The organism is Alteromonas sp. ABH4_457, assembly GCF_056160625.1.
This window is the reverse complement of sequence record NZ_JBSWXN010000005.1, coordinates 321,128-346,900: the sequence shown is the minus strand read 5'-3', so window position 1 is coordinate 346,900 and position 25,773 is coordinate 321,128. Positions and strand designations below refer to the sequence as shown.

Sequence of the window (25,773 nt, the reverse complement as noted above, 5' to 3'; positions counted from 1 at the left end):
GATCTCTTTAATCATCAAAAAGATCCGGCTTTACGGCAGGTATTGAGGTTTTCAGATTGCTTTTATCACCATCCCTACGCCGGTATTATCCGGATCAGGTTTAAGGGTTCCCATGGAATGGATCTCAGCCGTAAAGACGGCACCCCTTGGCCTAATGCTTATTACGGAGTCCGCAAATTAAGCGAGGGCAGTCTAACAACTTCAGTGACTTAGTCAAGTTGCCGGCAGCCCCGAAAAAGCAATAAAAAAGCCCGCGATGTGACGTGGCGGGCAATGAAGGTCAGGCGACCTTCTGATTCTGGCGTCTTGTGCGCCATCCCATAAACCCTATTCCCAGAAGGATCAGTGACATGGCGGTTGGCTCACTGACTTCTGTAATAGAGGCATTCCGGAAGCGAACCTTCATATCTCCGCAACCACTGGCTGCATCACAATCGTTAATGAATACGATGTCGGTAATAAGTCCTGACATGTAATCATCCAGAGTAATAGAGAAGGTCTCCCAGGCTGGTTCGCTGGTATAAGTAAAGTCATCCAGACCGAAATTCTGTGTGCCACCCAGAGCAAACGTGCGGCTGGCATCGTTATTCTGTTCACCGGCAGAGAAATCTGCCAGCCAGATCCCGCCAATCTCAGAGTAAGGGTTTGCATTAGTATTGTTGTTGCCCGGGGTCATACGAAATTCAAATGACAACAAAATATCTGAAGCAGAATTGTCTAAATCCAGGCTCTGGATCCCGAAAGCATCATCCAGGTTTAGTGTGAACCAGCTGTTTTCACGCAGGTTCAGTACGCTGCCATTATTTGTCCAGGTTCCGTAGTTAGACGAGCCACTTTGTTGGTGTGCAGTCAAAGTCTGGGCAGCGAAGTCAATATCGTAGCTGCTGATAATGTTGGCGTTAGCCGTGAATGCCGCACAGAAGCCGGTTAGCAGGGCTGCAGTTTTGATGCTAAATTTCATTTATGTTCCTTGAGCAGTGTGTGCCTGAAAATAGTTAAACAACTTCACTGCAACCCGGCTGTCTTATGGCGGTATAAGACCCGTGGCTTTCCGTCCCTGCCTCACGACAGGTTTGGCGAATCTACTCTGTGGAAGTGACGTTTCCACCAATGAGTCGACGGTTGTAATGATAGGGAGAGGCCCGCAAGTAAAACAGGACACTTCTGAACGAAATCCGGTACAAATTTGTACCAACACAAAATTCACCCTTTTTCTGTCAAGGCACAGGTAATTCTTATATCCTTGACTAAAGGGATCCGGTATTGGGAGCAAACGTGCAGTATCACGGTTTTTTCTGGTCGGCAGTCATCCGCGCTTTATTGAGTCTGAGAAGGGATAACGGACTTGATAACGAATATGACACAACGATGCTCGAAAGCGTCACACAAATAGAAAATGAGAAAATGGACGATGACGGACTGGCGTCTATTCTTCACTCTCTTTGTCCTGCCAGTGAATATGAGACAATTGGCCGCTCCCTGATTGGCTATCTTGATTTCAACAAAATGAGTAATCTGGTGGTGTATCTCACGGCCAGTAAGCATATTGATGACGCACTCCATGTATTGGGGAAACACTACCACTATATTCTGGGCAACAGTGCAGCATTGACCGTAAAAACTGACGGAAATGAAACCTGTCTCCGGTTTCAGCCATCATCACATCCTGTTCTTACCGAATTCCGCTGTTATTTCCTCCTCGCTTTGTGCCGTCACCTCGCCGGCAGAAAATTCGACTTCACCACGGTCACCTTACCGCCATCAGGCGAACAACCGGTCAGCTTATTAAGGCCGGTCAGCAGCGGTGATATCAGACATGAGGGAGTCGTTGTAAGCCTGTTTTTTGATAATAAGTGGTGTACACAGGCGTCGTTTTACTATTCTCAGTCGATTAAAAAAATGCTGGCGGGAAACCTCGACACCAGCAATGACTTGCCATTAAAACAGCAGGTTAAAGAAGCATTTCTCAAAGCCCCGAGCCCGGCACGGATCCGTTCGGAATGGGTAGCGACGCAACTCGGTCAGACGGAGTCCGCTTTTCGTCGCCAGTTAAGGCAAGAGTCCATTTCCTTCAGCGCATTACTCAAAGAGTACATTCATGACCAGTCATGTCACCGGTTACTCAGTGGCGAAAAAACGGAAGACACCGCCGCCCGCCTTGGCTTCTCTGACCGCCGATCCTTTGAGCGCAGTTTTAAGGAACATGCCGGGATCAGTGCAGGACAGCTACGCCAGCTTGGCAACCGCCTGCGTTTTCAAAAAGGTAACGGTAATCTCATTAATGTGGTGGAGAACCTGCCTCCCCTGCCCAATTCAATTCAGTCTCTGCTGAATATGGACTGCGAAACAATGACGCTGGCAGATGTGGTCTCACTGATTGAAAAAGATCCGATTTTTCAGGCCCACGTTATGAGCAAGGCCAGCAGAGCGGTTTATGGCTCTGTACCCAAAAATCTTGAACAGGCAATCGGCCGGAATCTCGGGCTCGGCAATATCCGGAATCTTGCCGTAATTTTCGCAGCGCAGCAGTTGCTAACCTCTCAATGCCGGTTTGATAAAGTTAACCTGCTCACCGATGCGATGCTGCTGAGCCTGACTATCTTTCAGCGCCTGTTCGGTTTTAACCGCTTAAACGAGGACCAAACTGAGCAGGTCAAACAGCTTTTACTGTTTGGCACGTTATCCCTGTTTCTAATTTTTCACGACGAATGTCTGTTTTCAGACGGCGCAGTCACTCACTGGGATGAAAGCGCTTCATTTGACGTTTTCCTTAACCGTATCAATGATGAATACGGCGTTTGCCTGTATGGTGCCACATCGTTAATGTTACTGAGATGGGGTTTTAACAGTGCAGTGAATCAGCAATTGTGGAAACTGTGCAGCAACGACGAAAATGGAAATTCTGACAGCCTTACGGGCCAGATCACACTGTGTCATACCATCGCATTCAATCTGCTGAATTCACAGGAAACACCTGAATACAGTCAGGATACGCTGACTAAGGTGCAAAGTGAGATGCTGGAAGAGATCGTGACGAGGTGGCGGGTTTCAGCGGCCTGAGATCAATGATCAGTGCCGCTTACCCGCATCAGAACTTGTGAGCAGGTGGCTTTAACCGTTTATTCTGCATTCAGATTCAGGCTGCGGATTTCAGCCTCTGTTTGTGCTTTCAATATCTCCATCGTTTTACCATGGGGCGTCGGAGTACGGGAATCCGGATCGAGAGTTACAAAAACAATATCATCAGCGAGACATATGGTTTTCTTGGTCGCTTTATTTCTCACCAGACATGTTACCGTAATCGACGTACGCCCCACCGATTTAGTTTCCAGACCAAACTCAACGATATCGCCCTGTAACGCCGGGGATTCAAACGTAATTTCACCAATATGCTTAGTGACCAGACAGTTTGTTTCCAGCTGACAAATAGCGAAAATTGCTGCTTCCTCATCAATCCATTCCATCGCCCGGCCACCAAATAAAGCATTGGCGTAATTAAGATCATTGGGCATGACAAGCCGGCGGGATAAAAAGCGCATTCGAATTCCTCGTAAACAATAGATAAAATAGCGGCTGGATTATACGTGAAATGATATCAAATGGCTCAGACAACTGTGACTGACTGGCTTACAGCACCTCTGTTTTGTAATACCAGCGATTATCACCGGCAAAGACTGGTGATCCATGGCGATAAGCATCACCATGCTACCACAGTAGAAGGCATACTCTCATCACTGCCTGAAGGTATTTCTGTTTGCATTGCCGGCGAACTTAACGTCAGGCCTGTTGATACAGCAAAATCCACGATAACGAAGATCACGCCACTCAATTTATACCGGCAGTGTTTAGGCAGTGAGTATGACATAGTCATCATCGACTTCTCAGAGCAATTCAGGCCATCTGTGCTGACGGCTCTGGCCGGCACAGTAAAAGTATCCGGAACACTAATACTCCTGACACCGCCATCAGATAGCTGGCACACTCATCAGTCGGTTACCCGCCCCTATTTTTTAAGCTACGGACAAACGCTGAATAATAGTGTGTATATCGATAAGATTCTGCGCCCATTAACAGACACTCCGGAGACGGGCATGATCAGCTGTGACAGCGTGTACTTGCCCTCCCCGCAGGCTGTGGAAGTTTCCCGCATTTCAGAGTCTGACACACTGACCGCTACCCAGCAGAAGGTGTTTGACAAGATCACGCAGGATGACTACAGCACTTACAAGTGTGTTTGTATTGAGGCAGCCAGAGGCAGAGGAAAGTCTTTTTTATCCGGTAAAATTATCGCCCACTTTCTGAAATTGGGGTTAAATGTAGCTGTTACAGCGTATTCGCAAGCCTCTGTCTCAGGATTACTCGCGTCCTTAGAATGCGAAAGCGGAAACAGAGCGCAGTGGATGGCTACGGACAACCCGCTGTTATCCGAAAATAACATTGACGTTCTCGTCATAGACGAAGCAGCAGCGCTGCCACTGCCGCTGCTACAGCGCTTATTATCAACACATGCGTTTGTTATCTTAAGCTCTACCACAGACGGTTATGAAGGCAGTGGACAAGGATTCAGAACCAAGTTTCTCCAGCCTCAAAATATTCCGGTGAGAAAGCTGTCAGAGCCTGTACGATGGCGCGGTGGCGACCAACTGGAAGCTCTGGTATCGAACCTGACATTCAGACAACCACTGTGCCGTAAAGAACCGGGCGACCCGCGGGAACCTGTTTCACTGGAGCACCTTGTCCTGCCGGCAAGAGACATGGAGCCATCAACACTCCGTCAGGTTCTGGAAATGCTTACGGCTGCGCATTACCAGAGTAGTCCCGATGACATGTTAAGACTGACAGACTCTCCTCAAAACAACTTCCACCTTCTTACTGTGAAAGGCAAGATTATTGCTGCCGCAGTAGTAGAGCATGAAGGCAGCATTGCGCCGGTAGCCCTCACGGAGCATATTGCAGAAGGAAAACGTCGTGTAAAGGGTCATCTGACGGCACAGAGTCTGGCTTTAATGAGCACTGATGTTAATTTTGCATCCATGAAAATAAGGCGGATTAACCGCATTGCGGTGAGTCCTGGCTGGCAGTCAAAAGGTCTCGGGTCAAAATTACTCAAGCAAATTGTTTTCACCTGCCAGACTGAAGGTGCTGATTTGATCACCTCATCGTTTGGCGCTGATGACCAGTTACTGAGATTCTGGGTAACTAATGGTTTTACCATTGTAAAACGGGGCAATAAACCGGACAAAGCATCAGGATTGATCAGTGCTCTGGTCGTCAATCCGGTCTCTAAGAGGGCAGAAGAAGCTATTGACCAGCTTTTGGCACTGGAAGAAAACGATGAGATCCCCCCGCTACTGCGTAGTCGCCATTTATTAAGGATCCGCCAGTTCGTTGAAGGCAGCCGGAGTATCGACCATTTATATTCCTCGCTGAATTATTTAACCCAACTGGCTGATAAAGCCCATTCCGGCACTGATATCGAATTAGCTGCAATACTTCGCAGATTATCTGCAGGTGACTCTTTGAAACAGTTAGCGGACCGCACGGGCCTGCAAGGTAGGAAAGAGATGGTTAATGATCTGAGACACCGGTGTGAAAAACTACTGTCGTCGGTGCAAGACGGTGGTCAGGTGTGAAATCAGGATCCGGGCCGGATACAAAAGATAAAATTAGAAGTACTGAAACAAAAAACCCTGCTGATGCAGGGTTTTTTAATTCTAATTAAGCATTAAATCTTAATGCCGCGGTTTTTAGCCTTATCTTTAATATAAGGTTCCCACGCCATCGCATTTCTGCGTAAAGACTTATCTTTCTTAGCAATCTGAATGTGATCGTAAGCTGCTTTGTAGTTACCGATATAGAAGTTCGCTTCCATTAATGAGAAGTGAATCTTAGCGGGATCTTCAGCACCACGTTCCAGAGCATTGTTAAGAGCTTTGATAGCACCTTTATAATCTTCAGCTACGAGTAACAAAGTACCCTGCTTACGATAATATTCAGGATCGCTATCTGCTTCTGCAGCTTTGCCGTAATAACTGGCCGCATCTTTATAGTCCTTCGCCTGGTGATAAGAGTTAGCGATGTTTGCATACATCTCCGCATCTTTCTTCAGCAGGCCGCTCTTAACATACTTAGACAGTAGTTCAGCAGACTTATGTGGATTACCCGCATTTGCATACAGGGAAGCAAGCTGTTTGATTTGACTGTCTTTCTCAAGATAACCCGCCGTGTAAGCGATATCCAGAGTTTGTACAGCTTTATCAAAACGCTCAACCATCATATAGAAGCTACCCAGTTGAACCCAGTAAGTTGGATTCTCAGGGAACATGTTAACAAGCACTTCAGCAACGCTTACCGTTTCAGGATACTTTTTGTCTTCAAAGAAAGCAGAAAGTTTCAATAGATAAGGGTTCTTGTCTGGCTTGCCAGCTTCAGAATTCAGTTTGATAGCTTTGTCAGCAGTTGCTGCAACCTGGCTAAACTTCTTCTGCTCATACAATGCTTGTGCTTTACGTGTGTAAACCTGTGCATCTTCTTTACAGGTAAAGTCCATCCACTTGTCATAGTACTTAACAGCGTCGTCGAACTTTTGTTCCTGCATGCTTAAGTCACCAAGTAACTTCAGCGTGCCTGCGTGCTCAAGGTCATTCAGTACTTTAGTTTGTACCGCTGACTGAAGGTAACCGAATGCTTCTGCACCCTTACCTTCCTGAGACGCAATCAGGTTACCCAGGAAGCGGTTTACGTATGCCTTATCGAAGTCGTCACTTGGATCTACTTCTTTAAGGATATCGATAGCTTCCTGAACACGGTCTTCATTGTAGGCTTCAAAAGCAGCCTGAACTTTCTTACCGGTACGCTCGCCAACAAGAGTAGTTTTACCCTTGACATAGCCAGGACACAGTACAGGGCCAGAAGGTTTAGCCGCTGCAGGCGCTGTTTGCGCTGCGGCCATTGGCGCTGCAATCGCAGCACCAATACCCATGACCAAAGCAACGGCGGACATTTTAAATGTACGTAGTTTCATGATCATTGCTCCAGTTTAAAGTCCAGTTGAACGAACATGCCTTCTTGCTTAACCGCTTTACCGTCAACAATTTTTGGCTTGTACTTCCACTTGCTCAGCGCGCGACGCGCTTCACGGTCGAAGATACGCTTGGGATCTGCATCGATAACACTGATGTCATCAACACCACCCTGTTCATTAATAGTGAACTGCAGTTTTACCCAACCTTCACGACCATCACGGGCAGCATCAGGTGGGTACTTAGGATCGATACGCACGATTGGTGTAGCATCACCATCGCGTTGCATCGCACCAACACCGCCAATATCTACACCAACACCACCGGTATCAACTGACGGAATTGCCAGACTGAAACCATCTGTGTTTGGTTCAGCAGCTTCCGGTTCAACAGGTTGAACTTTAGGTGGCTGCTGAGGTGGCGGCGGAGGCGGAGGTGGCTTACGCGTTCGCGTTTGCGTCTCATCATCCGGCTCCTGCATCACGATATCAATAACTGGTGCTTCCGGTACCTCGTCTGCAGGTCTGGCAGAGTTCTCAATGAGCTTTGCCATAACAACAAACAGACCAAAGGCAACTAACGCACCTAATAATATAGAAACGATTATCCTTACCATCTTAACCCCTTGCCGCTACCGATATACGGTCAATGCCTGCGGCTTTAACCTGGTCCATAACCTTGACTACGATACCATGCTTGGCTTTGACGTCAGCCTGGATAAATACATAATCCGTTGGCTGCTCTGTAAGTAATCGCTCTAAATTAGCCCTTACGGTGTCCACAGCGACTTCACGTTTATCTAACCATACAGTTCCATCTTCAGTTACAGCGATGAAAATGTTGGCATTTTTGTGAAGAAACGCTTGGCTCGCCTCAGGCTTGTTAACTTCAATGCCTGCTTCTTTAACGAAAACAGTAGTAACGATGAAGAAGATAAGCATGATGAACACGATGTCGAGCATCGGCGTCATATCAATTGCTGCATCTTCCTCTTCGGTTCTGACTTTTCGAGCCATAATCGTTCTCTCTAGTGATGTGGCAGGCTATCAACTAAGCCTTCTTTTGCCATCTTCGCTTTAGCTTCGAGACGAGAACTAATGAATAGTCCGGACAATGCCGCAACCATACCCGCCATTGTCGGGATTGTTGCCATTGAGATACCAGATGCCATCAAACGTGCATTACTGGTTCCCTGCGTTGCCATAGTCTCAAATACTGTAATCATACCGGTAACTGTACCCAGCAGACCGATTAGTGGACACATTGCCACTAACGTGCGAATGATTAGCATCCTGGCGTCCAGATCATCTGACGCCTGAGAAATCCATGCGTCACGGATTCTATGCGCATACCAAGAGGTAGTATCACTACGAGCGTCCCATTTGGCGATGATGTCTTTCTTCACCTTTGGAAACACTGAAGTCATATACCAGTAGCGCTCAATCATAAGTACCCACATGAGAAAGAGCGCGAGGGCGACGAAATAAAGTACGTCACCACCGGTAGCGATAAAATCCCTGACAGATTCCCATAATCCAATCAGGTAAATCATATTACGCCTTCTCCGACTCTGAGTGAGCAGCGATGATACCCGCTGTTTGCTCGTCCAGGATGTGAACGATAGACTTGCTGCGTGAAGCTACAATGCTGTGAGTAAGGATCAGAGGCAGAGCCGCGATAATACCCTGAGCAGTAGTTACAAGTGCCATCGAGATACTACCTGCCATCATACGAGGGTCACCAGTACCGAACAATGTAATCGTCTGGAACGTCGCGATCATACCAAGTACTGTACCTAACAGACCCAGCAGAGGTGCGATTGCAGCGAAAATCTTGATTACGTTGATACCGCTTTCGATAGTCGGTAATTCTTTCAGAATTGCTTCGTCCAGTTTCAGTTCAAGGCTTTCTGCATCAACAGTTTTGTTTTCTTTATAAACTGTCAGGATACGACCCAGAGGGTTGCTGGTAGAAGGATTGCCAGGGTTTTTCTGTTGCGATTTAATTTTCGCACCAACTGCACCCAGCTGAATCATCTTGAATACGCCGATTAACAGACCGATAACCAACATACCAGTGATTACATAACCTACAACACCACCTGCATGGTAGCGCTCAGACATTGTCGCTTTTTGCTTCAACAGACCAAGGATTGCACCTTGAGAAGGGTCAGCATTGAAAGCTACAAGGCCAGAAGTAGCGTTAACCAAGTCTTTTGCAGACGCTACCAGGTAACCGTCAGGTTGACGACCCAGAGGCTGAACAACTTCGTTTTCTGCATCGTAAGCCAGGTAACCTTGATCACTGATCAGGTTGAATGCACCAACACGAACAACTTCCTGCTCAGAAGAACCACCTTCAAGGCTCACAACTTCAGTGTTGAAACGAACAACTTCGCCAGACTGAGTCATTTCAGTTTGAAGAGCAAACCACAGATCTTCCAGTTCACTGATGTTTGGCAGACCTTTAGATTCTTCTGACATTTCTGCCAGGAAATCGTCACGGCCAGGATACTGTGCACTTACGATAGACGTAGAAATACGTCCGAATGCTTCAGAAGAAGCCTGACGAACAACACCGAACATTTCGCCCAGTGTACCAGTTGCCTGGTCCAGCTCAGCAGCTTTGTCGTTCAACGTAGTTTCGTTGTCAGAGAATTGTTGTGCTAAACGGTCACCACGATTCTGCTCTGCAGTCAGGTCAGATTGGGCTTTTTTCAGCAATGCTTGCTTATCAGCACGTGCAGATTGGAATTCTGCTTCACGCTGCTTGTTAATGCGAGATTCAGAGACACGGTTTTGCTTAACCTGCTCCAGTAGATCCTGCAGGCTCACTGCTTCTTGTGCCTGCGCACCGGAAGCTACCACTGCTAATGTTGCAGCGGCTACAAGAGATTTGAATACTGGTTTCATTAACGCTTACTCCGCTGCTTTGATTGGTAACTTGATCAGATCAGGTGGAATAGTTCCCTGAGCCATTTTTACTGCATTAACAGTAGAGGCCAGGTATTCGTCACCTAATTTTTCCCATGAACGGGCATCGTTGTTCCATACCCAGGCATGTGTCTGGTCAAGAGACAGAGCCAGCAGTGCAGTACGACCCAAGTTGAAGAAATCAACAGTCTGTTCTGCGCCATCAGCTTCAATAGTACCCTGGTAAGAAGACATCTTCGTACCGTACTCAACTTCTACCAGATAGGCTTCAATTACCTGACGGAACTGCTCAGAAACCGTTACGTTAGAGTTAGCCATCAGGTCACGAAGACGTTGAACACGTTCGCGACGCTCTTCCAGGTGGATAGGCGTATCCAACTCGATGAATTTTTCAAGACTATCGATCATGCGGAACATAAGAGGAACAATGCCCTGCTTAGTTGCTTCAATGCTGTCGATTTGACGTTGCAAAGAATCGATACCACGTTGCTGGTCAGCAACCAGGCTAGCGATGTAGTCATTGTAGATTTTCAGGTTTTCTGTTTGATCTACAACTTGACGGTATTCAACAAGTAGTTCTTGAGACTGTTCGAACAGCGTGTTGATTTTTTCTTGAGATTTCGCTGCAGCAGCCTGAATCTTCGCGTCTTCTTTTTGAAGATCGGATAGCTCCACTGCAGAGACAGCTGCACTACCAGTTAGTGCGAAAGCACCGATCACAGTAGAAGCAATAAGAGTTCTCTTGCTCATCTTGGACATAGTTCCCAACCAAATTTCTTATTTGAATCCTCGCGCGATACATAAAATTATGTTCGAGCCAGGGGCGTAAAAACTTTATCAATGTTTTTAAGGAAGGTAGTGATTGTCGTAAAACGCCAACACTACGAACTCTAATACTCACACGGATTAATAGAATGAGTCAAGTAACACAGTCTTAACACCGCATTTTAAAATGACTGAACGATTACTGAATAACCAATTTTGCAATGGTCTTACCAGAATAACTTGTGAAAACCGGCATATTTTGCCCTCCTTTATAGATAAAAAGGCGTAAAATTGCGATAAATGTTGTCGGATATCGCTTTTTCCTTAATGCAGCCCCCCCGATCAAAATACCCGTGTTTAAAGCGTTTCAGGATTTAACGTTAATAAAACGTTATTCAGTTATTGTAACTTTGCTCTGTTTTCTTACTTTTCCGGAGAAAGAGGCCGTTTAGAGCAGTTTTTTTGCTTTAACTCCGGCATTTTTTCTCAAGTGTTACAAATAAGCTACAAGCAAAGTTCGGTTATTCATGGCCAATTATCAACCACTCACCGCACATAAATAGCAGGTTTACCAATTCGGATTCCCGTGGAAAAATGTTACCCTGCTCAATGCATTTACCCGCATTCGCTGAGAGTGCGCTTCAGCAAAAGAGAACCCGATGAATATAGCTGTACTTGTTTCCAGTTTCCGTCAATTGCTTGATAAGCAACAATTTGATGAAGCAAGGCGTATGGTAGATGAGGAGCACTCTCTGACAGAACGTGAAAGGGTTTCCTTTTATTTTGAACTGGCACAAGTACAACCGGGCTCCGTTTTTTCAATACATTTCTATGAACAACAATCAGAGCGCGAAAGTGACAATCCCCTGTGGAGTGAAAAACTGGCTGAAACCTATGCTTTCAATAACGAGGTATTTAAGGCAGTTGAAGTACTGGAAACTTTTAATCAACGCCATCCCGATAACCATAATATTTTGTTTAATATTGCCTGGTATGCAGAAGGCTGCGGGGACTACGGGAAAGCCATTCGCTTCTACAAACTGTGTCTTGAAAAAAATATTGAGCAACCGGAAGAAGTGCATCTTAAGCTCGCGGTTATCTATACAGACCATTATCTTGATAAACTAACGGCGCTGAACCATTACCGTGAGGCGCTGTCTTTGTCCCCCAGTTACAAAACGGGGTTGTTTGACTACGGCGGATTTTTACAGAAAACCGGAGACTATCCTGCGGCAAAACGCACGTTTGAGTCGTTGCTTTCATCTCAGGAATATAAAAAGCGTGCCCTTGCAAGATTAGTTGAATTTCCGGGCGATCATCAGTCTGCGGATATTGCCCGGCTTGCCAATCAGGTATCTTCCCATTTTGTTTCTCCGCGCGCATTTAAAGATAACGATGACGTTGATCTTGTTTATGCAGTTGCCCGCTGGTTCGACAGCAGAAATGATTACGACACAGCCTCCCGGTTAATAGTACAGGCTAACAATGCCGACCTGGCTCAGTTACATTTGAATATTCAGTCTATAAAGGATTGTCACCGGAAACGGTTGTCCGGCATAGAGGCCTGGCACAAAACCTATTGCAAGGTCCAGCAAAACCCTGTCTCGGAACCAGATGATGTATCGCCTGTGTTTATTTGCGGCCCTTTCAGGAGTGGCTCAACGCTTCTTGAAAAACAACTGTCAGCTCACCCTCTTCTCTGTTCAGGTGGAGAGATTGATCATTTCTTCAAATTCGCTCCCCTAATATGCGGAGGATTTCCACCTGCTGCTGAAATTACATCTGAATCTATTGACCGGATCAGACGAACCTACCTTAAGCGGCTCGATGCTTTACGTACAACCGGTGATGCTATGGTGCTTGATAAACGACCGGACAATATTGAAAAAATCGGATTTATTAAAACCCTCTTTCCCCGTGCGCGGTTTATATGTACCGGCCGCAATCATAAAGACATTGCGACATCTTTATTGTTTAACCGTTTTGGTCCCGCCATGTCTTATTCATTGACGACAGAAACTGCGCTGGACTACCTCGACCGTCAACAGTCATTACTGTCTTACTGGCAAACACACTATGAAGAGGACATATTGACTGTGTCTTACGAAGACCTGGTTGCAAATCAAGCGGACACCGTTAATACCGTGCTCAAATGGCTTGGTCTTGATCCCGCTGCCCGCAACAGCGGGTCAGATGATAACGGGATTATTACCACAGCTTCTATGGAACAGGTCCGTCAGCCCCTTCATAACCGGTCCGTCGGACGCTGGAACCATTACAGCGAACTATTCGGCAACTAACCGTAAACCGGCTCTATATCAAAAATCACGGTTAACCGTGAAGCCCCCTGCTCTGCAACGTCGACCTTAAACGGATTAGTGCCGTGCCAGAAATACGCCGGAAACAACATCAGATTGCCCGGCACCGGCGGGTACGAGGCATCAGGCGCAACATCCGGCACAATGTCTGAGACACCGAATTTTATCCAGCCCGCTTTTTGTTCCATAGTATGGCTATTTAATAATGACGATGGCACATCGACATACAGGCAACCTGAAAGCCAGCCTACCGGATGGACATGGTTGGTATGAAAGCCTTCACCCCGTAATCTTACTGACCAGCTTCCCGAACAACAAAAGCCGGAGCCTTTTCGTTTTAGAAACGGATGGTTGGGATCATTTGGCAAGTTTTTGAGATACTGCTCAACAGCTCTTTCGAGCACCTGTCTGAGATTGAAGATGAGGGGATCGGTTAACGAGAACAAATTGCCGGTTGTTTGTGAACCGCCATTAACACTCTGATCCAGAGGGTCATACTGATTGCTGTGTAACTGTTTAAGAAACCCGGTGAGTTGATGCCAGGCATCCTCTGATTGTACAAGTTGTTCGAAATCGCTTTTAACCGGTATGCACTTCACAAACTCATGTTGATTGACCAGCCAGTTGCGGTGTTGTGCTTTATTCTGCTGCCAGCAAACACTGAGGTACCCCAATACTTCCTGATCAAATGGCGCAATATTGGCTGCCTTCATCAAAAACGACTCTGCAGCGGGAAAATCCCCTCTTCGCATGAGATAAAAAGACTTATCAATAAAGAGTCGCTTGTCAGGACCGCTGCCATTGATACAAATATCCAGTAATTGCTCGGCTTCAGCATATTTCTCCAGCCGGCAAGCAACCACAGATTTCAAATATGTCAGCCTGAGTTGCGAGGGATAGCGCTGGCTCAGAGAGGCCAGATATTTACCGGCTTCACTGAATGATTTAATGGTAATGAGTATTTCTGCTTTAAGAAACGCCAGCGGTAGTACCTGCACACTACTTTGATTAAGACGGGCAATGTGCGCATCCAGTACCTCAAAAATATTCCCGTCAGGGTCTATGGTGCGTAATGTCTCTGCCAGCATCTTGTGCAGGGCAATACTTTGAGGATGAACTTTCAATCCCTGATGCAAAACCTCTGTTGCTTTTGCGTTCTGTTGTTGATGGAGGTGACCGTGTGCGAGTTCCAGAAAGTAATGTTCTGAAGTCCCTGATTTTGCTTCTAACGCTTCAAAAGAAGGAGACGGGTGATTAGCCAGGCGATGATAGAAAGCACTGGTAATCAAAAACTGTTCATCATGTTGAAATTTAGCTGAAGCACTTCTCAGATGATTCAACAGAAGCTCTGCCATGCCTGCTTCATGCAGCAACTGGCAATACAGTAATGCCATATTCAGAGTCACATCCGAGAGATTATACTGCTGGTACTGATTGATAGCTGTGTGTATTTTTTTTAGCTTTTTCAGAACAAAAAGAAAGTTATAGATCTCATTACATTTAATGAGCGCCGGGACCCCGATTGTAAGGTAGCTTTTCTCTGCGTCAGCATACCTGTGGGTGTATAAACATATTCTGGCGCGAAACAATGTTGTATCAGTTGATGGCCCGAATGCCCGCTCGAGTTCATTTATAGCATGAAGCGCTTTGTCGTAGTGCTGCTGTTGCATCAGCAGCTGAATTTCCTTCAGACCGTGATTGAGTGTTTCCACGTAACTACCTGCTTATATTTATTATTTTATTTTCCGGATTCTTCAACCTCTCTATTTTTGTAACAGCGGGACACACAAATCAAGTACTTTAAGCAAGTCAATTGCGACCAGTAACACTTTTTTAACGATATAAAAACAAAAAAGCCCCGACTAAGTCGGGGCTTTTACAAAGTTAAATTTTATCTTAGTAGCGAACAGTTACGCTAGCGTGCAGGAAACGACCCAGTGTGTCGTAGAAACCAGCAACTGCGTTACCGTTAGAAGACAAGCTACCACCAACCAGAGGCGGCTCTTTATCCAGAACGTTGTTCACACCAATCAGTACGCCAACGTGGTCATTCACATCAAAAGTACCTTTCAGATCAAGGTAGCTTTGTGCAGAAATGCCGTCTGCAAGCAGAGTATCTGTTGCGCCGTCATAGTTAACTTCGCCGTAGTAACGCCATTTAGCCTGTAAAGACCAGAAGTCACCGGTGGTGTAGCTAACTGTCAGAGTGTGACGCCATTCAGGCTGAGCAAAACAGTCTGTGCTGATTTCACCGGAACAGTCATATGCTTCAGTAACGCCAGGAATTGTATCGTATTCCTTAGTCATGAAGTAAGTACCTACCATACGGGCAGTGATTGTACCTTCACCCACTTCCAGCTCATAGTTCGCGTCTAAGTCGATACCTTCCCAGGTACGGCCGGCAAGGTTGATGTTAGTAGCAGCAACATAACCTTCAGTACCTAACCACAGAGAACCTGAACCAGAACGAACAACGTTATCACAGAAAGTAGCGCTGCCAGTCAGGGCACACTGACGAACTGTCAGTTCAGAGCCAACTGTACCGATAACGTCTTCCATTTCGATTAACCAGTAATCAACAGAGAAGTTCAGGTTTTCGATTGGGTTTGCAACCACACCTAAACCGTAAGTATCAGCAACTTCAGGGTCAAGGTTAGGGTTACCACCAGTGTAGTTGTTGTACTGGCTTGCAGGGCTGGCAACAACGTTACCGTACTGCGCAGCTGTAACACCAGTCAGAGCACATTGTGCTTCACTGTATTCAGGCGTTGCACCGGCACATGGATCAACACCAGACCACAGACCCAGCTCCTGAGGAGTAAACAGGTTTGCAACGTTAGGTGCACGAACCGCACGGTTATAGTTAGCACGGATCATCCAGTCATCACTAACCTGGAATTCACCGGCGATTTTGTACGTATCCGTACCGCCTGAAGTGCTGTAATCAGAGTAACGGTAACCCAAGTCTAAAGTCAGTGACTCAAGAACAGGTACACTTAATTCTGTGAACAGCTCTTTAACGCTGTAAGAACCGTAGATGCTAGGCGTAGGACCGCCCTGACCAGCCAGTGCGCCGGTTGCGAATACAGTGTCAGAAGTACGTGAGAACTCTTCTTTACGGTACTCAGCACCGAATACAGCCGCGATTGGCGCGTCAGCAGTAGGTAATGTGTAATCGAACTCACCGCTTACGTAACCGTTCACGATAGTTTCAGCAGTTTCACCATTCAGGATTGCAGTACCGGTTAAGGTGCTTGCAGCTTCTGAAGTGATGCCCTGATAAGTAAATACTTCGTAAGGGATACAGTCGCCATCACAGTCCGGAGACAGTGCTGCAGCGATGTTTTCCAGGTAGAAGTCGTTGATGTAAGCAGCAGAAGAACCGGTAGTACCGTACTGTGCAGATACATCATATTCCCACATGTCGTTGATCGCACCACGAGTACCCACAACCATACGTAAAGAGTTGTGCTCAAGGTTAGAAGAACGTGGACCACCTTCAGTGTTACGCTTACCGATGTAAGTCGCAAACTGTTGACCACTGGTAATACCCAGCTCAGATGTCAGGAAGGCACGCTGAGAATCGTTCAACAACTCACTGTCGTAGTCCAGCAGATAAGTTTCAGCGAAGAAAGTACCGGATTCGGCGATCTGCGCACGTGTTACGTCACGCATGAACATGGTTTCCATGTACGGGTTAAAGTGCTCGTTAACTTCATAGTTTACGAAAGCACCGATGCTGTAACGCTCATCCGGACGCATGAAGTGGTTGATAGGCGCATAGTTATACACGTTACCCACTGAATCAATGAAATCACTGTTAGTGTCCAGGGTGTAGTAACCGTAGTTATCCCAGTCAAACGCACCGTCAGCTACGCCACCAAGGTAGAAGTTTGGTACTTCAGCGTTACCGGAACCACCACATGCAGTACCTGCAGCGTTCAGAGCACATGAAGAGTAATCACGGGCTTCCTGACGTAATTCATTATCACGACGGTAAGTTGCATAAGCAACAGCATGGCCTTTACCACCGTCGAAGCTACCACCGATCGCCAGATCATAGTTGAAAGAAGTACCGTCAATGCCAGAGCTGCCTGAAGGGTACTCGAAATCACGCTGATCCATCAGACCTTGCATGTAAGCATTGTCGTTATCGTGCTGGTAGCCCTGAGCGCCGGCAGTGAACTCGAAACCTTCGAAGTCAGTGTCCATTACAAAGTTAACAACACCTGCTACCGCATCAGCACCGTAAGTGGTTGATGCACCACCAGTCAGTACTTCAACACGCTTAACCAGACCGGCAGGGATTTGGTTAATGTCAGCAGACTGAGAGTAAACACCGCCCGGCTGCAGGCGACGACCGTTAACCAATACCAGAGTACGGCTCGGGCCAAGGCCACGAAGGTCGACAGTTGCCGTACCTGAAGCGCCGTTAGCCTGGAAAGCTGTTTGACCAGCTTCGATTTGAGGCAGGCTGTTCAGAAGGTCTTCAACACGGGTAAAACCAGACAGTTTGATTTCAACGTCTGATGTAATTTGAACCGGGCTGGAAGATTCGATGTCTGTACGACGAATACGAGAACCAGTTACCTGGATCTTCTCAACTTTTTCACCATCTGCCGTGGCTTCCTCTTGCGCGAATGCGCCATTGCTGGTCATTGAGGCAGCAGTTACTGCGCCGAAGGCACAAGCAAGCTTTACTGACTTCGCCAGTCTTGTATTTTCAAACATGTATTGTCTCCCTGGACCACTAAATAATTAGTGTGTGTGTTATTAAATCGTTTTTTCACGACTTATTATTAAAAGGTATAACACCTCAGCGATGATAATAACCACATACTTATCAGACGGTCAACTTACTTTGCGGGGGTCAGTTCCAAAAGTTCAAATTTTTTTTGAATTTTTACATTATTAGGAAATCAATCATCTTTAAGGACAATAAAGCCGCACTTAATGAGATAAAAACACTAAAAAATACAAGTACGTAAAACACTCATCCTTATAAAAGCAAAATTTGGAAATATTCTTCATTACAGCGTTAAACATAAGTCACGATCAAGTAACATTTTGATAACTTAATACGACATATTTGATCATACTGTAAATTTATCTATACAAAAAATGAAGCAAGTGCGCAGGTAATACGAATCAATGCTATTCGCTTAAATAAAAGCCACAGTACTTACGGATATTTTCCGGCAATGGAGGGAGTGAAGCCTTAGGTAATAAGAAAGATGCCATGTTGAAAAAATCAGTAAAAATGCGATTCGACTCCGTAGTCCGCTTGAGATAATGGTGTCCGGACGAACCTCCGGTTCCTATTTTGCTGCCAATCATACGCTGAACCATCATTGCATGGCGGTATCGCCATATCGTCAGCTTCTCATCAATTTCCGTTAATGCGGTAATCACCTGGAACGGAAGATTAAATATAGGTTCCTGAGAATATTGCTTGATGAACAAGGCAGCCAGCATGCCGTCATGGCTGAGTCTGAATGTCCCTTTCTCTCTTAGTGCATTATATTTTTTATTGTCGAACAGCGCGGCGAAATTATCTCTTGTTGTTTGCCAGTCATGTAATTCCTGACGCCGTGATGCTTCATCGGGTGCTGTCGATTCGATAGTGGCTTTGTCTTGAAGTAACAGTGCTTCTGCAGTTTCCTGATAATGCTGCCAGAAGGTGAATTCATCTTTTTTGAGCAGCGGTAGCCTGCTTAGCCAGCGGTCAATCAGTTCAAACAGACTGTCCTTTGACTCCAGCGCTTCAAGCAACGCACGATCCTGATCTGTCAGACGGTTATAAAAGCTCTGTTTATCGAAGTCGATTCTGAACTCTCTCTTTAATCCAAGAGATATTTCCAGACGTTTGAACTGAATACTCTGAAAACCCGAAGCAGGCACGAGGTAATCACGGAAAGACATGAAATCTTGTGGCGTCATGGTCTCCATTACTGAGATCTGGTCATTCATCAGTTGCTGAATTTGAATAATGCGGTGCAGACGGTGAACCACTTCGATAAGTTGTTCATCTTTTACTTTGTCCTGAGAAAAGGTATCAATGACCGCATTCAATTCATGCAGCACCTGTTTAAACCACAGCTCATAAACCTGATGGACGATGATGAATAACATTTCATCGTGGGCCGCAGCACCATACTTTTCACTTTGCAGGCCCTGTGCGCCTAAAATTTTATCCAGTTGCAGATAATCGCCGTAATAAACCGGCGTGGTATTCCTTTTCATATTCCTGCCTTATTGGTAAGGAGATTTCGACTGTCGTGAACATCAAACTGATTGCCGCACCACTAAACATGCTGATGTGGCGGATAATTCTCGACATTTACACGAAACAAACTATAAACAGTAGAGGGAACTGTGCGCCAGACTCAGGGCATTATTGTGCTGGCAGAACAGGTTTACACCCTGTTAAGGTAAGCATGGCAACATGGGTAAGTTTAGTAATTACCGGTAAAAAGGAAAAATTATGAAGTTAGATGATGATATCCATAACTATTATGAGCACCTTGTTTTGCAGCGGCTTAGCGAACTGGAGCTTGATAAAACTAAATCATCAGACTATCTGGCAGATATTTGCTGCCTTGCGCTGAATCAGGTACCGCCACGGTATATCCGCTTTGAAGTTGACATGGCGTTTTATCTTCCTCAGAGTGAAAGACAACAAATGGAAATGAATGTGGAACACGCCGTGGACAAGGCGATAAAATATCTGGACCAGGCAAAATCGAAACGAACAGACGAGTGAGGAGATTGGGTGGCGGGCCCCAGCCACATCCCGGCACATGAGTCGTCTGCTGCGGCTGCTCCCTTCCGGGCCTGACCGGGTTCACAGAGTATCATTGCGAGAGGACCAGGGCCCACCATTGAACTTTGCGTGCTCCTGAAAACAGATACTATGCCGTGACGGCTGTCTTCAGGAGCGGCGCATTATGACGATTTGAAGACGAAGTTTCAAGCCTTGTGATTAAATCGTTCTTCAGCGATAACATTTGCCACAATATTGGTGGCTTTTTCATCAGAATCAGCACGTTGATAGATTTCTTTCAGCGTCAGGCCAATCTGCTCAATATGCTCACGCATAGCTTTACTGGATGACTCCATGCGCTGGTGATAAATATCAATCACACCACCGGCATTAATCACATAGTCAGGTGCATAAACAATTCCCTTCTGGCGCAGAACTTCCCCCATAGATTCTCTGGCAAGCTGATTGTTCGCAGCACCGGCAATCACCTTGGCCTTTATCTCAGGCACCGTTTCATCATTAATGGATGCGCCGAGCGCACAGGGGGCAATCACATCCACGTCCAGTCCGTATAGTTCTTCCGGCTTAACCGCCGTCGCACCTAATTCAGAGACAGCCCGTTCTATACCATCCGGGAAAATATCGGTGACGAACAATTCAGCGCCGTTGGCATGAAGATGTTGCGCCAGACGGTAACCCACGTGACCAACACCCTGAATGGCCACCCGCACCCCTTTCAGATCTGTTTTCAGCGCGTGTTCGACTGTTGCTTTCAAGCCGGTGAAGACACCATAGGCTGTTGAAGGAGCAGGATTGCCGTCAGGCTGCTCATTATTGTAATGATACTTAGCACTTACACCGGTGATGTATTCCGACTGTGTTGCCATGGTTTTCAAATCAGTCACTGCAATGCCGGAATCTTCAGCAGTGAAATACTTGCCGCCCAGAGAATCTACAAATCTTCCCATAGCCAGCATCATTTCTTCAGACTTGTGCTTACGGGGATCGCCGATAATCACCGACTTCCCGCCCCCCAGCTTCAGGTTGGCCATAGCAGACTTGTAGGTCATGCCTTTTGAAAGCCTGAGAACATCTGTCAGCGCTTCATGACTGTTGATATACGGCCACATTCTGCAACCGCCTAATGCCGGACCGAGATTCGTATTATGCACTGCAATAATCGCTTTTAAGCCCGAAGCTTCATCGTGGAAAAATGCCACATGTTCGTGACTGTCAAACTCTGGATGTTCAAAAACTGACATGGATTTTCTTCTTCTGATCGTGACTGATAACCCGGCTATCTTATCCGAACATCACGAGGACAGATTTTGCATTAATTTCAAGCTATGTTTACAAGAGGAAATATGGTTATTCACAAGAACTATAGACTAGGATATATATCCTAGTATTATGTGAGTGTTATAATAATTATCATACACCTGACGAGATGCCTGATTAATGAAATTAGATAAATTTGACCGCGAAATTCTTCGCGTGCTTCAACAGGATGCCACTGTCTCCATGGCCGACTTGAGTCAAAAGGTCGGATTGTCACATACGCCGTGCTGGCGCCGTGTTAAACGCATGGAATCAGAAGGAATTATTCTTCGAAAAGTGACGCTGCTGAACAGCAAAAAACTGAATCTCGGCGTATCGGTTTTCATATTCGTGACGTTGAAAAACCACGACGGAGATTCACTCACCGATTTCGAAGCGGCGGTACAGTCAATCGATGAAATCGTAGAATGTCATACCACCAGCGGAGAGAAGGATTATCTTCTTAAAGTGGTTGTTGAAAGCATTGAAGAGTATGAATATCTTTTGAAAACCAAGCTGACCCATCTGCCACTGGTCGATCACTTAAGCTCCACTTTTGCATTGAAGCAGGTGAAGAACACCACAGAGTTACCAATAAAAAGTCAGTAACCGGTCATCACACACGAAAAAGCCCGTTAATACATGGCAGTATCAACGGGCTTTTTGTTTTTATGTCATGGTTATTCAGGACAGTCCGGCTGATTCTCTGGTCTCGCTTTTTCAAACGCATTCAGCGCCAGACAGTTATCAACAATTTTGGAAATGAGCGGAAACGGTGTCATGTCCAGTTTAAACCGCTTAGCAATGTATACCTGTGGCACCAGGCAAACATCAGCCATGGTGACATTAAAATCAAAGCAGTACTTTCCGGCTTGTGTTTGCAAACGACGTTCAATCGCCTGAAATCCTTTTTCTGACCACTTGCGCACCCATGCGGCAATGTCTTCATCTTCCGCATTGAAATCATCCCGCAATGCATTTAGCACCCGTAAGTTTCCTAACGGCTGCATCTCCATGGCGATATCGTGGGCCAGTCCGCGAACCCGTGCTCTTTCAAGCGCGTGCTCGGGGATCAGACGGCAAGTATCAGGGTACTTTTCATCCAGATATTCGATGATGCTGAGAGACTGATTGAGTACGAAATCTTCATCGTCATCCACCAGTGCAGGTACCAGTTGCGCCGGATTCAGACGCTTAAACACCTCATGAGTTTGTTCACCGCCTTCTTTTACCAGGTGAACCGGTACATATTCGTAATCCAACCCCTTCAGGTTCATTGCAATGCGCACCCGGTAGGTTGCCGAAGAACGCCAGTAACCGTAAAGTTTCAGACTCATGTTTCGCCCTTTTTTGCTTGCCACTTCTTGTTAGCTGAGTGGTTTAATCTGTTGTTCGATCGCGCCGAAGATACTGTGTCCCTGCTCATCCAGCATCTCTATGCGGATCCTGTCGCCAAACTGCATAAAGGGAGTGGATGGCTTGCCGTCACGGATGGTTTCAATCATCCTGATTTCGGCAATACAGGAATAACCCACACCACCTTCTTTTACAGCGCTGCCATGGTCCGTACCCTGTTTATTCGATACGGTACCTGAGCCAATAATAGCTCCTGCTCCCAGATTACGCGATTTCGCGGCATGCGCAACCAGTTGCGCGAAGTTAAATGTCATGTCGGTGCCCGCATGGGGCATGCCGAATAACTCGCCGTTATAGGTTGAGCGTAATGGCAGGCAAACCTGTGCCTGGTTCCATGCACTACCCAGTTCGTCAGGTGTTACCGCCACCGGAGAAAAACTGCTGGCAGGCTTAGACTGAAAGAATCCGAATCCCTTAGCCAGTTCACCGGGAATGAGCCCCCTGAGTGACACATCATTCACCAGCATAATCAACCTGATGCGTTCAGCCGCGACAGTTTCACAACATGCCATTGGCACATCGTCGGTGACAACCGCCACCTCCCCTTCGAAATCAATACCCCAGTCATCACTGGGTAAAATAACGTCATCCCGGGGGCCGGTGAAGTCATCAGACCCGCCCTGATACATCAGCGGATCTGTCCAGAAGCTCTCTGGCATCTCTGCACCGCGGGCTTTACGCACCAGTTCCACATGATTCACATAGGCACTGCCGTCAGCCCACTGATAAGCACGTGGCAGAGGCGACTCACAGCGCTCTTCTTTGAACGCCTCACTTTCAATTAATCCATCATTTAATTGTTCATATCGTGACTGCAATGCGCCGGCAACCTGCGCCCAGTTGTCCAGAGCGTGTTGCAATGTCAGCGCAATATCATGTACCGCAGCAGTACGGGTCAAATCCCGTGAAACCAGCATCAGTTGCCCGTCACGGCTGCCATTTTTATAGGTCGCAAATTTCATTGTTCATTCTCCTTCACCGGTGTCTTCCAACTATTCACATACTCCGGATTTTCTGTCGCCAGTGCGACATCCCCCATCTCAAGTGCGTCACGGGTATCCAGCATCACAGCGACTTCATCAGTAAATGTCTTTTTATGGGCACGACCGGCGGCAAAGGCTTTTGGATGGGGGCCGTGAGTGAACCCCGCCGGATGAAAAGTCACCATGCCTTTTTCAATGTTGTCACGGCTGAAAAAGTCGCCTTCGTGATAGAACAGTACTTCATCATAATCGTCGTTATTGTGATAAAACGGCACCTTTAAAGCGCCGGGGTCACTTTCTATTGGCCGTGGAACAAACGTACAGACAACAAAACGCGGAGCTACAAAAGTGGTATGGGCTGACGGTGGTAAGTGATAACGGTGACTCATTAAAGGTCTGATATCCCGCCAGTTCAGCTTGACCACACACACTTCACCGTGCCAGCCAATGGCATCGAGAGGATTAAAGGGATAAGTGATCACCGACACCTTGTTGCCCCGTTTCACCTCTACCTGCCAGTTATTCTCGTCTTGCTGGCCGATAAACCTGTCATTGATTTGCGGTATTTCCAGCACGGCGGGGTCGAAAATCGCCTGACCTCCCAGCATGCCTTTATCCGGCAACTGATACGCTTCGTTAGTCGCTTCAATCATTAACATGGTCATGGGCTTTGCCGGCTCCAGCCGCCATAGCGTGGAGCGGGGAATAAGCACATAATCACCGGCGGTTACCGGCAGATGTCCGTAATCACAAAACAGTTCTCCTTCACCTTCATGAATGAACAATAAGTCGTCACCGTCAGCATTACGGGCCAGGCGCGGCATGGCAGTATGGCAATGCCATAAGCGGTATTTACAATGAGCATTGCCGAGGATCAGAGGAGCGGAAAAAGGCCCGTGCTCTGCATCACGGGGCAACTTATTCAGGTCGAAGGCGCGGGGTCGTAAATCCCCCTCCCAGTCAATCCAACCGGTCGGCGCATGTTTATGATGTAAATGACTCGCAGGGCCAAAAAAGCCACTGCGACCAATTTCACGTTCATAAATGCCCTCTTCCGGAAAATCGGCGTGGGCCTGCTTCGAGTGCGTCCCCTGCGCAGCCGGAAACCGGATCCAATTACGCATTTTCTTTCTCGTCCTGCGCCTGGCCATCTAAAACGCCACGGCGGATCTGGTCGAGTTCTATGGACTCGAATAACGCTTTGAAATTCCCCTCACCGAAACCTTCGTTACCTTTACGCTGGATAATTTCAAAAAATACAGGGCCAATGACTGTATCGGTAAAGATTTGCAGCAGGATGCCATCTTTCATTGGTGCACCATCGATTAAAATGCGCAATGCTTTAAGCATATTCAAATCTTCACCATGCCCCTGCACACGGGCATCCACACCTTCATAGTAGGTATCCGGCGTGTCCATAAAGCGCATTCCTCTGGCTTTCAAATCTCTGACGGTCTGATAGATGTCATCAGTGGCTAACGCGATGTGCTGAATACCTTCGCCGTTATATTCACGGATAAACTCTTCAATCTGTGATTTATCGTCAGACGATTCATTAATAGGAATACGAATTTTACCGCAGGGAGACGTCATCGCTTTGCTCACCAGGCCGGTGAGTTTGCCTTCTATATCAAAGTAACGGATCTCGCGGAAGTTGCCGATGTTCTCGTAGAAATTGGCCCACAACGCCATGTTACCCCGGCGGACATTGTGAGTGAGATGATCGACAAAACTCAGGCCGGCTCCGGCTTTTTCCATTCTTGCCTGCCAGTCGTCATAAAAGGTGAAATCTACGTCGTAAATGCTGTCATCACCGTAACGGTCAACAAAGTAAAGCGTGCTCTCGCCGATACCATAAACGGCAGGAATATTCAGTTCCATGGGTCCCAGATTGCCCACGAATTGCTTCGCGCCGTTTGCCAGTGCGTGCTTCATTGCAATTCCTGCATCTTTAACACGGAACGCCATGCCGCAAACACTGGGGCCACGCAATTTGGCAAATTCTTCTGCCTGTGATGCCGGTTCAGCATTCACAATGAAATTGATATCCCCCTGACGATACAACCACACACGCTTGGAACGGTGGCTGGCTACCTCAGCAAAACCCAGCGATGAAAAAAGGTCTTTAAGGGCCGCAATACCTTTCTCATCAGCAGCGGTATATTCAACGAATTCGAAACCGTCTGAGCCCAGCGGGTTATAAGAGTAATCGACTTGTGACATGGTGTTTCCTCACACTTGTAAAAGTTATGTGAT

General features: G+C 46.7%; 21 protein-coding genes, 1 other RNA gene and 2 riboswitches. Of the genes, 5 read left to right on the top strand and 17 right to left on the bottom strand.

Annotation, left to right across the window (positions count from 1 at the left end):
* Positions 1-54 precede the first annotated feature (54 nt).
* A riboswitch (TPP riboswitch) is annotated at positions 55-157 on the bottom strand.
* A gap of 123 nt (positions 158-280) precedes the next feature.
* Positions 281-961 (bottom strand): hypothetical protein, encoded by a 681-nt coding sequence (locus ACXAGR_RS14320; protein ID WP_474851075.1) that lies wholly within the window; start codon positions 959-961, stop codon positions 281-283.
* Positions 962-1,006: 45 nt separating this feature from the next.
* Positions 1,007-1,088, bottom strand: a riboswitch (cyclic di-GMP riboswitch).
* Positions 1,089-1,275: 187 nt separating this feature from the next.
* Between ACXAGR_RS14320 and ACXAGR_RS14315 the strand changes: the two genes are divergently transcribed.
* Complete coding sequence (locus ACXAGR_RS14315; RefSeq protein WP_474851074.1) at positions 1,276-3,060, top strand: helix-turn-helix domain-containing protein; 1,785 nt, start codon at positions 1,276-1,278, stop codon at positions 3,058-3,060.
* A gap of 59 nt (positions 3,061-3,119) precedes the next feature.
* Here ACXAGR_RS14315 and ACXAGR_RS14310 read toward each other — a convergent pair whose 3' ends face one another.
* Positions 3,120-3,539 (bottom strand): acyl-CoA thioesterase, encoded by a 420-nt coding sequence (locus ACXAGR_RS14310; protein ID WP_119500645.1) that lies wholly within the window; start codon positions 3,537-3,539, stop codon positions 3,120-3,122.
* A 60-nt stretch (positions 3,540-3,599) separates the two neighbouring features.
* Here ACXAGR_RS14310 and ACXAGR_RS14305 point away from each other — a divergent pair, with 60 nt between their 5' ends.
* The gene (locus ACXAGR_RS14305; protein ID WP_474851073.1) at positions 3,600-5,633 is read left to right on the top strand and encodes a GNAT family N-acetyltransferase; all 2,034 of its coding nucleotides are present in this window, start codon (positions 3,600-3,602) and stop codon (positions 5,631-5,633) included.
* A 92-nt stretch (positions 5,634-5,725) separates the two neighbouring features.
* Here the strand turns inward: ACXAGR_RS14305 and ACXAGR_RS14300 are convergent, their stop codons facing one another.
* The 6 genes from ACXAGR_RS14300 to ACXAGR_RS14275 are packed head-to-tail and all read right to left on the bottom strand — an operon-like array spanning position 5,726 to position 10,705.
* A complete protein-coding gene (locus tag ACXAGR_RS14300) occupies positions 5,726-7,024 on the bottom strand; it encodes a tetratricopeptide repeat protein (protein WP_474844709.1) in 1,299 nt (432 codons plus the stop codon).
* Positions 7,025-7,026: 2 nt separating this feature from the next.
* Positions 7,027-7,638 carry an energy transducer TonB gene (locus tag ACXAGR_RS14295; protein ID WP_119500643.1) on the bottom strand — a complete coding sequence of 204 codons (612 nt, stop codon included), beginning with the start codon at positions 7,636-7,638 and terminating at the stop codon, positions 7,027-7,029.
* A 1-nt stretch (position 7,639) separates the two neighbouring features.
* The gene (locus ACXAGR_RS14290; protein WP_119500642.1) at positions 7,640-8,038 is read right to left on the bottom strand and encodes an ExbD/TolR family protein; all 399 of its coding nucleotides are present in this window, start codon (positions 8,036-8,038) and stop codon (positions 7,640-7,642) included.
* Between the two features lie 11 nt (positions 8,039-8,049).
* Entirely contained in the window at positions 8,050-8,574 is a 525-nt protein-coding gene (locus ACXAGR_RS14285) for a MotA/TolQ/ExbB proton channel family protein (protein ID WP_119500641.1), read from the bottom strand.
* A gap of 1 nt (position 8,575) precedes the next feature.
* Positions 8,576-9,934: a MotA/TolQ/ExbB proton channel family protein gene (locus ACXAGR_RS14280; protein ID WP_474844708.1), complete on the bottom strand. Its 1,359-nt coding sequence runs from the start codon at positions 9,932-9,934 to the stop codon at positions 8,576-8,578.
* A 6-nt stretch (positions 9,935-9,940) separates the two neighbouring features.
* Positions 9,941-10,705, bottom strand: coding sequence for a DUF3450 domain-containing protein (locus ACXAGR_RS14275; protein WP_119503338.1), 765 nt, complete (start codon positions 10,703-10,705; stop codon positions 9,941-9,943).
* Between the two features lie 674 nt (positions 10,706-11,379).
* Between ACXAGR_RS14275 and ACXAGR_RS14270 the strand changes: the two genes are divergently transcribed.
* Entirely contained in the window at positions 11,380-13,020 is a 1,641-nt protein-coding gene (locus tag ACXAGR_RS14270) for a tetratricopeptide repeat-containing sulfotransferase family protein (protein WP_474851072.1), read from the top strand.
* Here the strand turns inward: ACXAGR_RS14270 and ACXAGR_RS14265 are convergent.
* From ACXAGR_RS14265 to ACXAGR_RS14255, 3 genes are all read right to left on the bottom strand, one after another.
* On the bottom strand, positions 13,017-14,750 hold the full coding sequence (locus tag ACXAGR_RS14265) for a putative 2OG-Fe(II) oxygenase (RefSeq protein ID WP_474851071.1): 1,734 nt from the start codon (positions 14,748-14,750) through the stop codon (positions 13,017-13,019). The two genes, ACXAGR_RS14270 and ACXAGR_RS14265, sit on opposite strands and share 4 nt — an antisense overlap.
* Before the next feature lie 184 nt (positions 14,751-14,934).
* The gene (locus ACXAGR_RS14260) at positions 14,935-17,769 is read right to left on the bottom strand and encodes a TonB-dependent receptor domain-containing protein (protein WP_474844705.1); all 2,835 of its coding nucleotides are present in this window, start codon (positions 17,767-17,769) and stop codon (positions 14,935-14,937) included.
* Between the two features lie 423 nt (positions 17,770-18,192).
* Entirely contained in the window at positions 18,193-19,281 is a 1,089-nt protein-coding gene (locus ACXAGR_RS14255) for a tryptophan 2,3-dioxygenase family protein (protein WP_474844704.1), read from the bottom strand.
* Between the two features lie 241 nt (positions 19,282-19,522).
* Between ACXAGR_RS14255 and ACXAGR_RS14250 the strand changes: the two genes are divergently transcribed.
* Complete coding sequence (locus tag ACXAGR_RS14250; protein WP_119500635.1) at positions 19,523-19,801, top strand: late competence development ComFB family protein; 279 nt, start codon at positions 19,523-19,525, stop codon at positions 19,799-19,801.
* 14 nt (positions 19,802-19,815) lie between these two features.
* On the opposite strand, the gene ffs is transcribed toward ACXAGR_RS14250, so the two are convergent.
* Both ffs and ACXAGR_RS14240 read right to left on the bottom strand, forming a co-directional pair.
* Positions 19,816-19,912, bottom strand: an RNA gene (ffs, locus tag ACXAGR_RS14245) — signal recognition particle sRNA small type.
* 95 nt (positions 19,913-20,007) lie between these two features.
* Positions 20,008-21,063, bottom strand: coding sequence for a Glu/Leu/Phe/Val dehydrogenase dimerization domain-containing protein (locus ACXAGR_RS14240; protein WP_474851070.1), 1,056 nt, complete (start codon positions 21,061-21,063; stop codon positions 20,008-20,010).
* A gap of 196 nt (positions 21,064-21,259) precedes the next feature.
* Between ACXAGR_RS14240 and ACXAGR_RS14235 the strand changes: the two genes are divergently transcribed.
* Positions 21,260-21,727, top strand: a complete 468-nt coding sequence (locus ACXAGR_RS14235) for an Lrp/AsnC family transcriptional regulator (RefSeq protein WP_119500633.1) — start codon at positions 21,260-21,262, stop codon at positions 21,725-21,727.
* Between the two features lie 71 nt (positions 21,728-21,798).
* Here the strand turns inward: ACXAGR_RS14235 and maiA are convergent, their stop codons facing one another.
* Genes maiA through hppD form a run of 4 tightly spaced genes read right to left on the bottom strand, consistent with a single transcriptional unit; the run spans position 21,799 to position 25,740 of the window.
* Positions 21,799-22,455 (bottom strand): maleylacetoacetate isomerase, encoded by a 657-nt coding sequence (maiA, locus tag ACXAGR_RS14230; RefSeq protein ID WP_474844702.1) that lies wholly within the window; start codon positions 22,453-22,455, stop codon positions 21,799-21,801.
* Positions 22,456-22,485: 30 nt separating this feature from the next.
* A complete protein-coding gene (locus tag ACXAGR_RS14225) occupies positions 22,486-23,496 on the bottom strand; it encodes a fumarylacetoacetate hydrolase family protein (protein WP_474844701.1) in 1,011 nt (336 codons plus the stop codon).
* Positions 23,493-24,641, bottom strand: coding sequence for a homogentisate 1,2-dioxygenase (locus ACXAGR_RS14220; RefSeq protein ID WP_474851069.1), 1,149 nt, complete (start codon positions 24,639-24,641; stop codon positions 23,493-23,495). Before ACXAGR_RS14220 ends, ACXAGR_RS14225 begins: the two co-directional genes overlap by 4 nt.
* The gene (hppD, locus tag ACXAGR_RS14215) at positions 24,634-25,740 is read right to left on the bottom strand and encodes a 4-hydroxyphenylpyruvate dioxygenase (RefSeq protein ID WP_474851068.1); all 1,107 of its coding nucleotides are present in this window, start codon (positions 25,738-25,740) and stop codon (positions 24,634-24,636) included. Before hppD ends, ACXAGR_RS14220 begins: the two co-directional genes overlap by 8 nt.
* Positions 25,741-25,773: the final 33 nt, after the last annotated feature.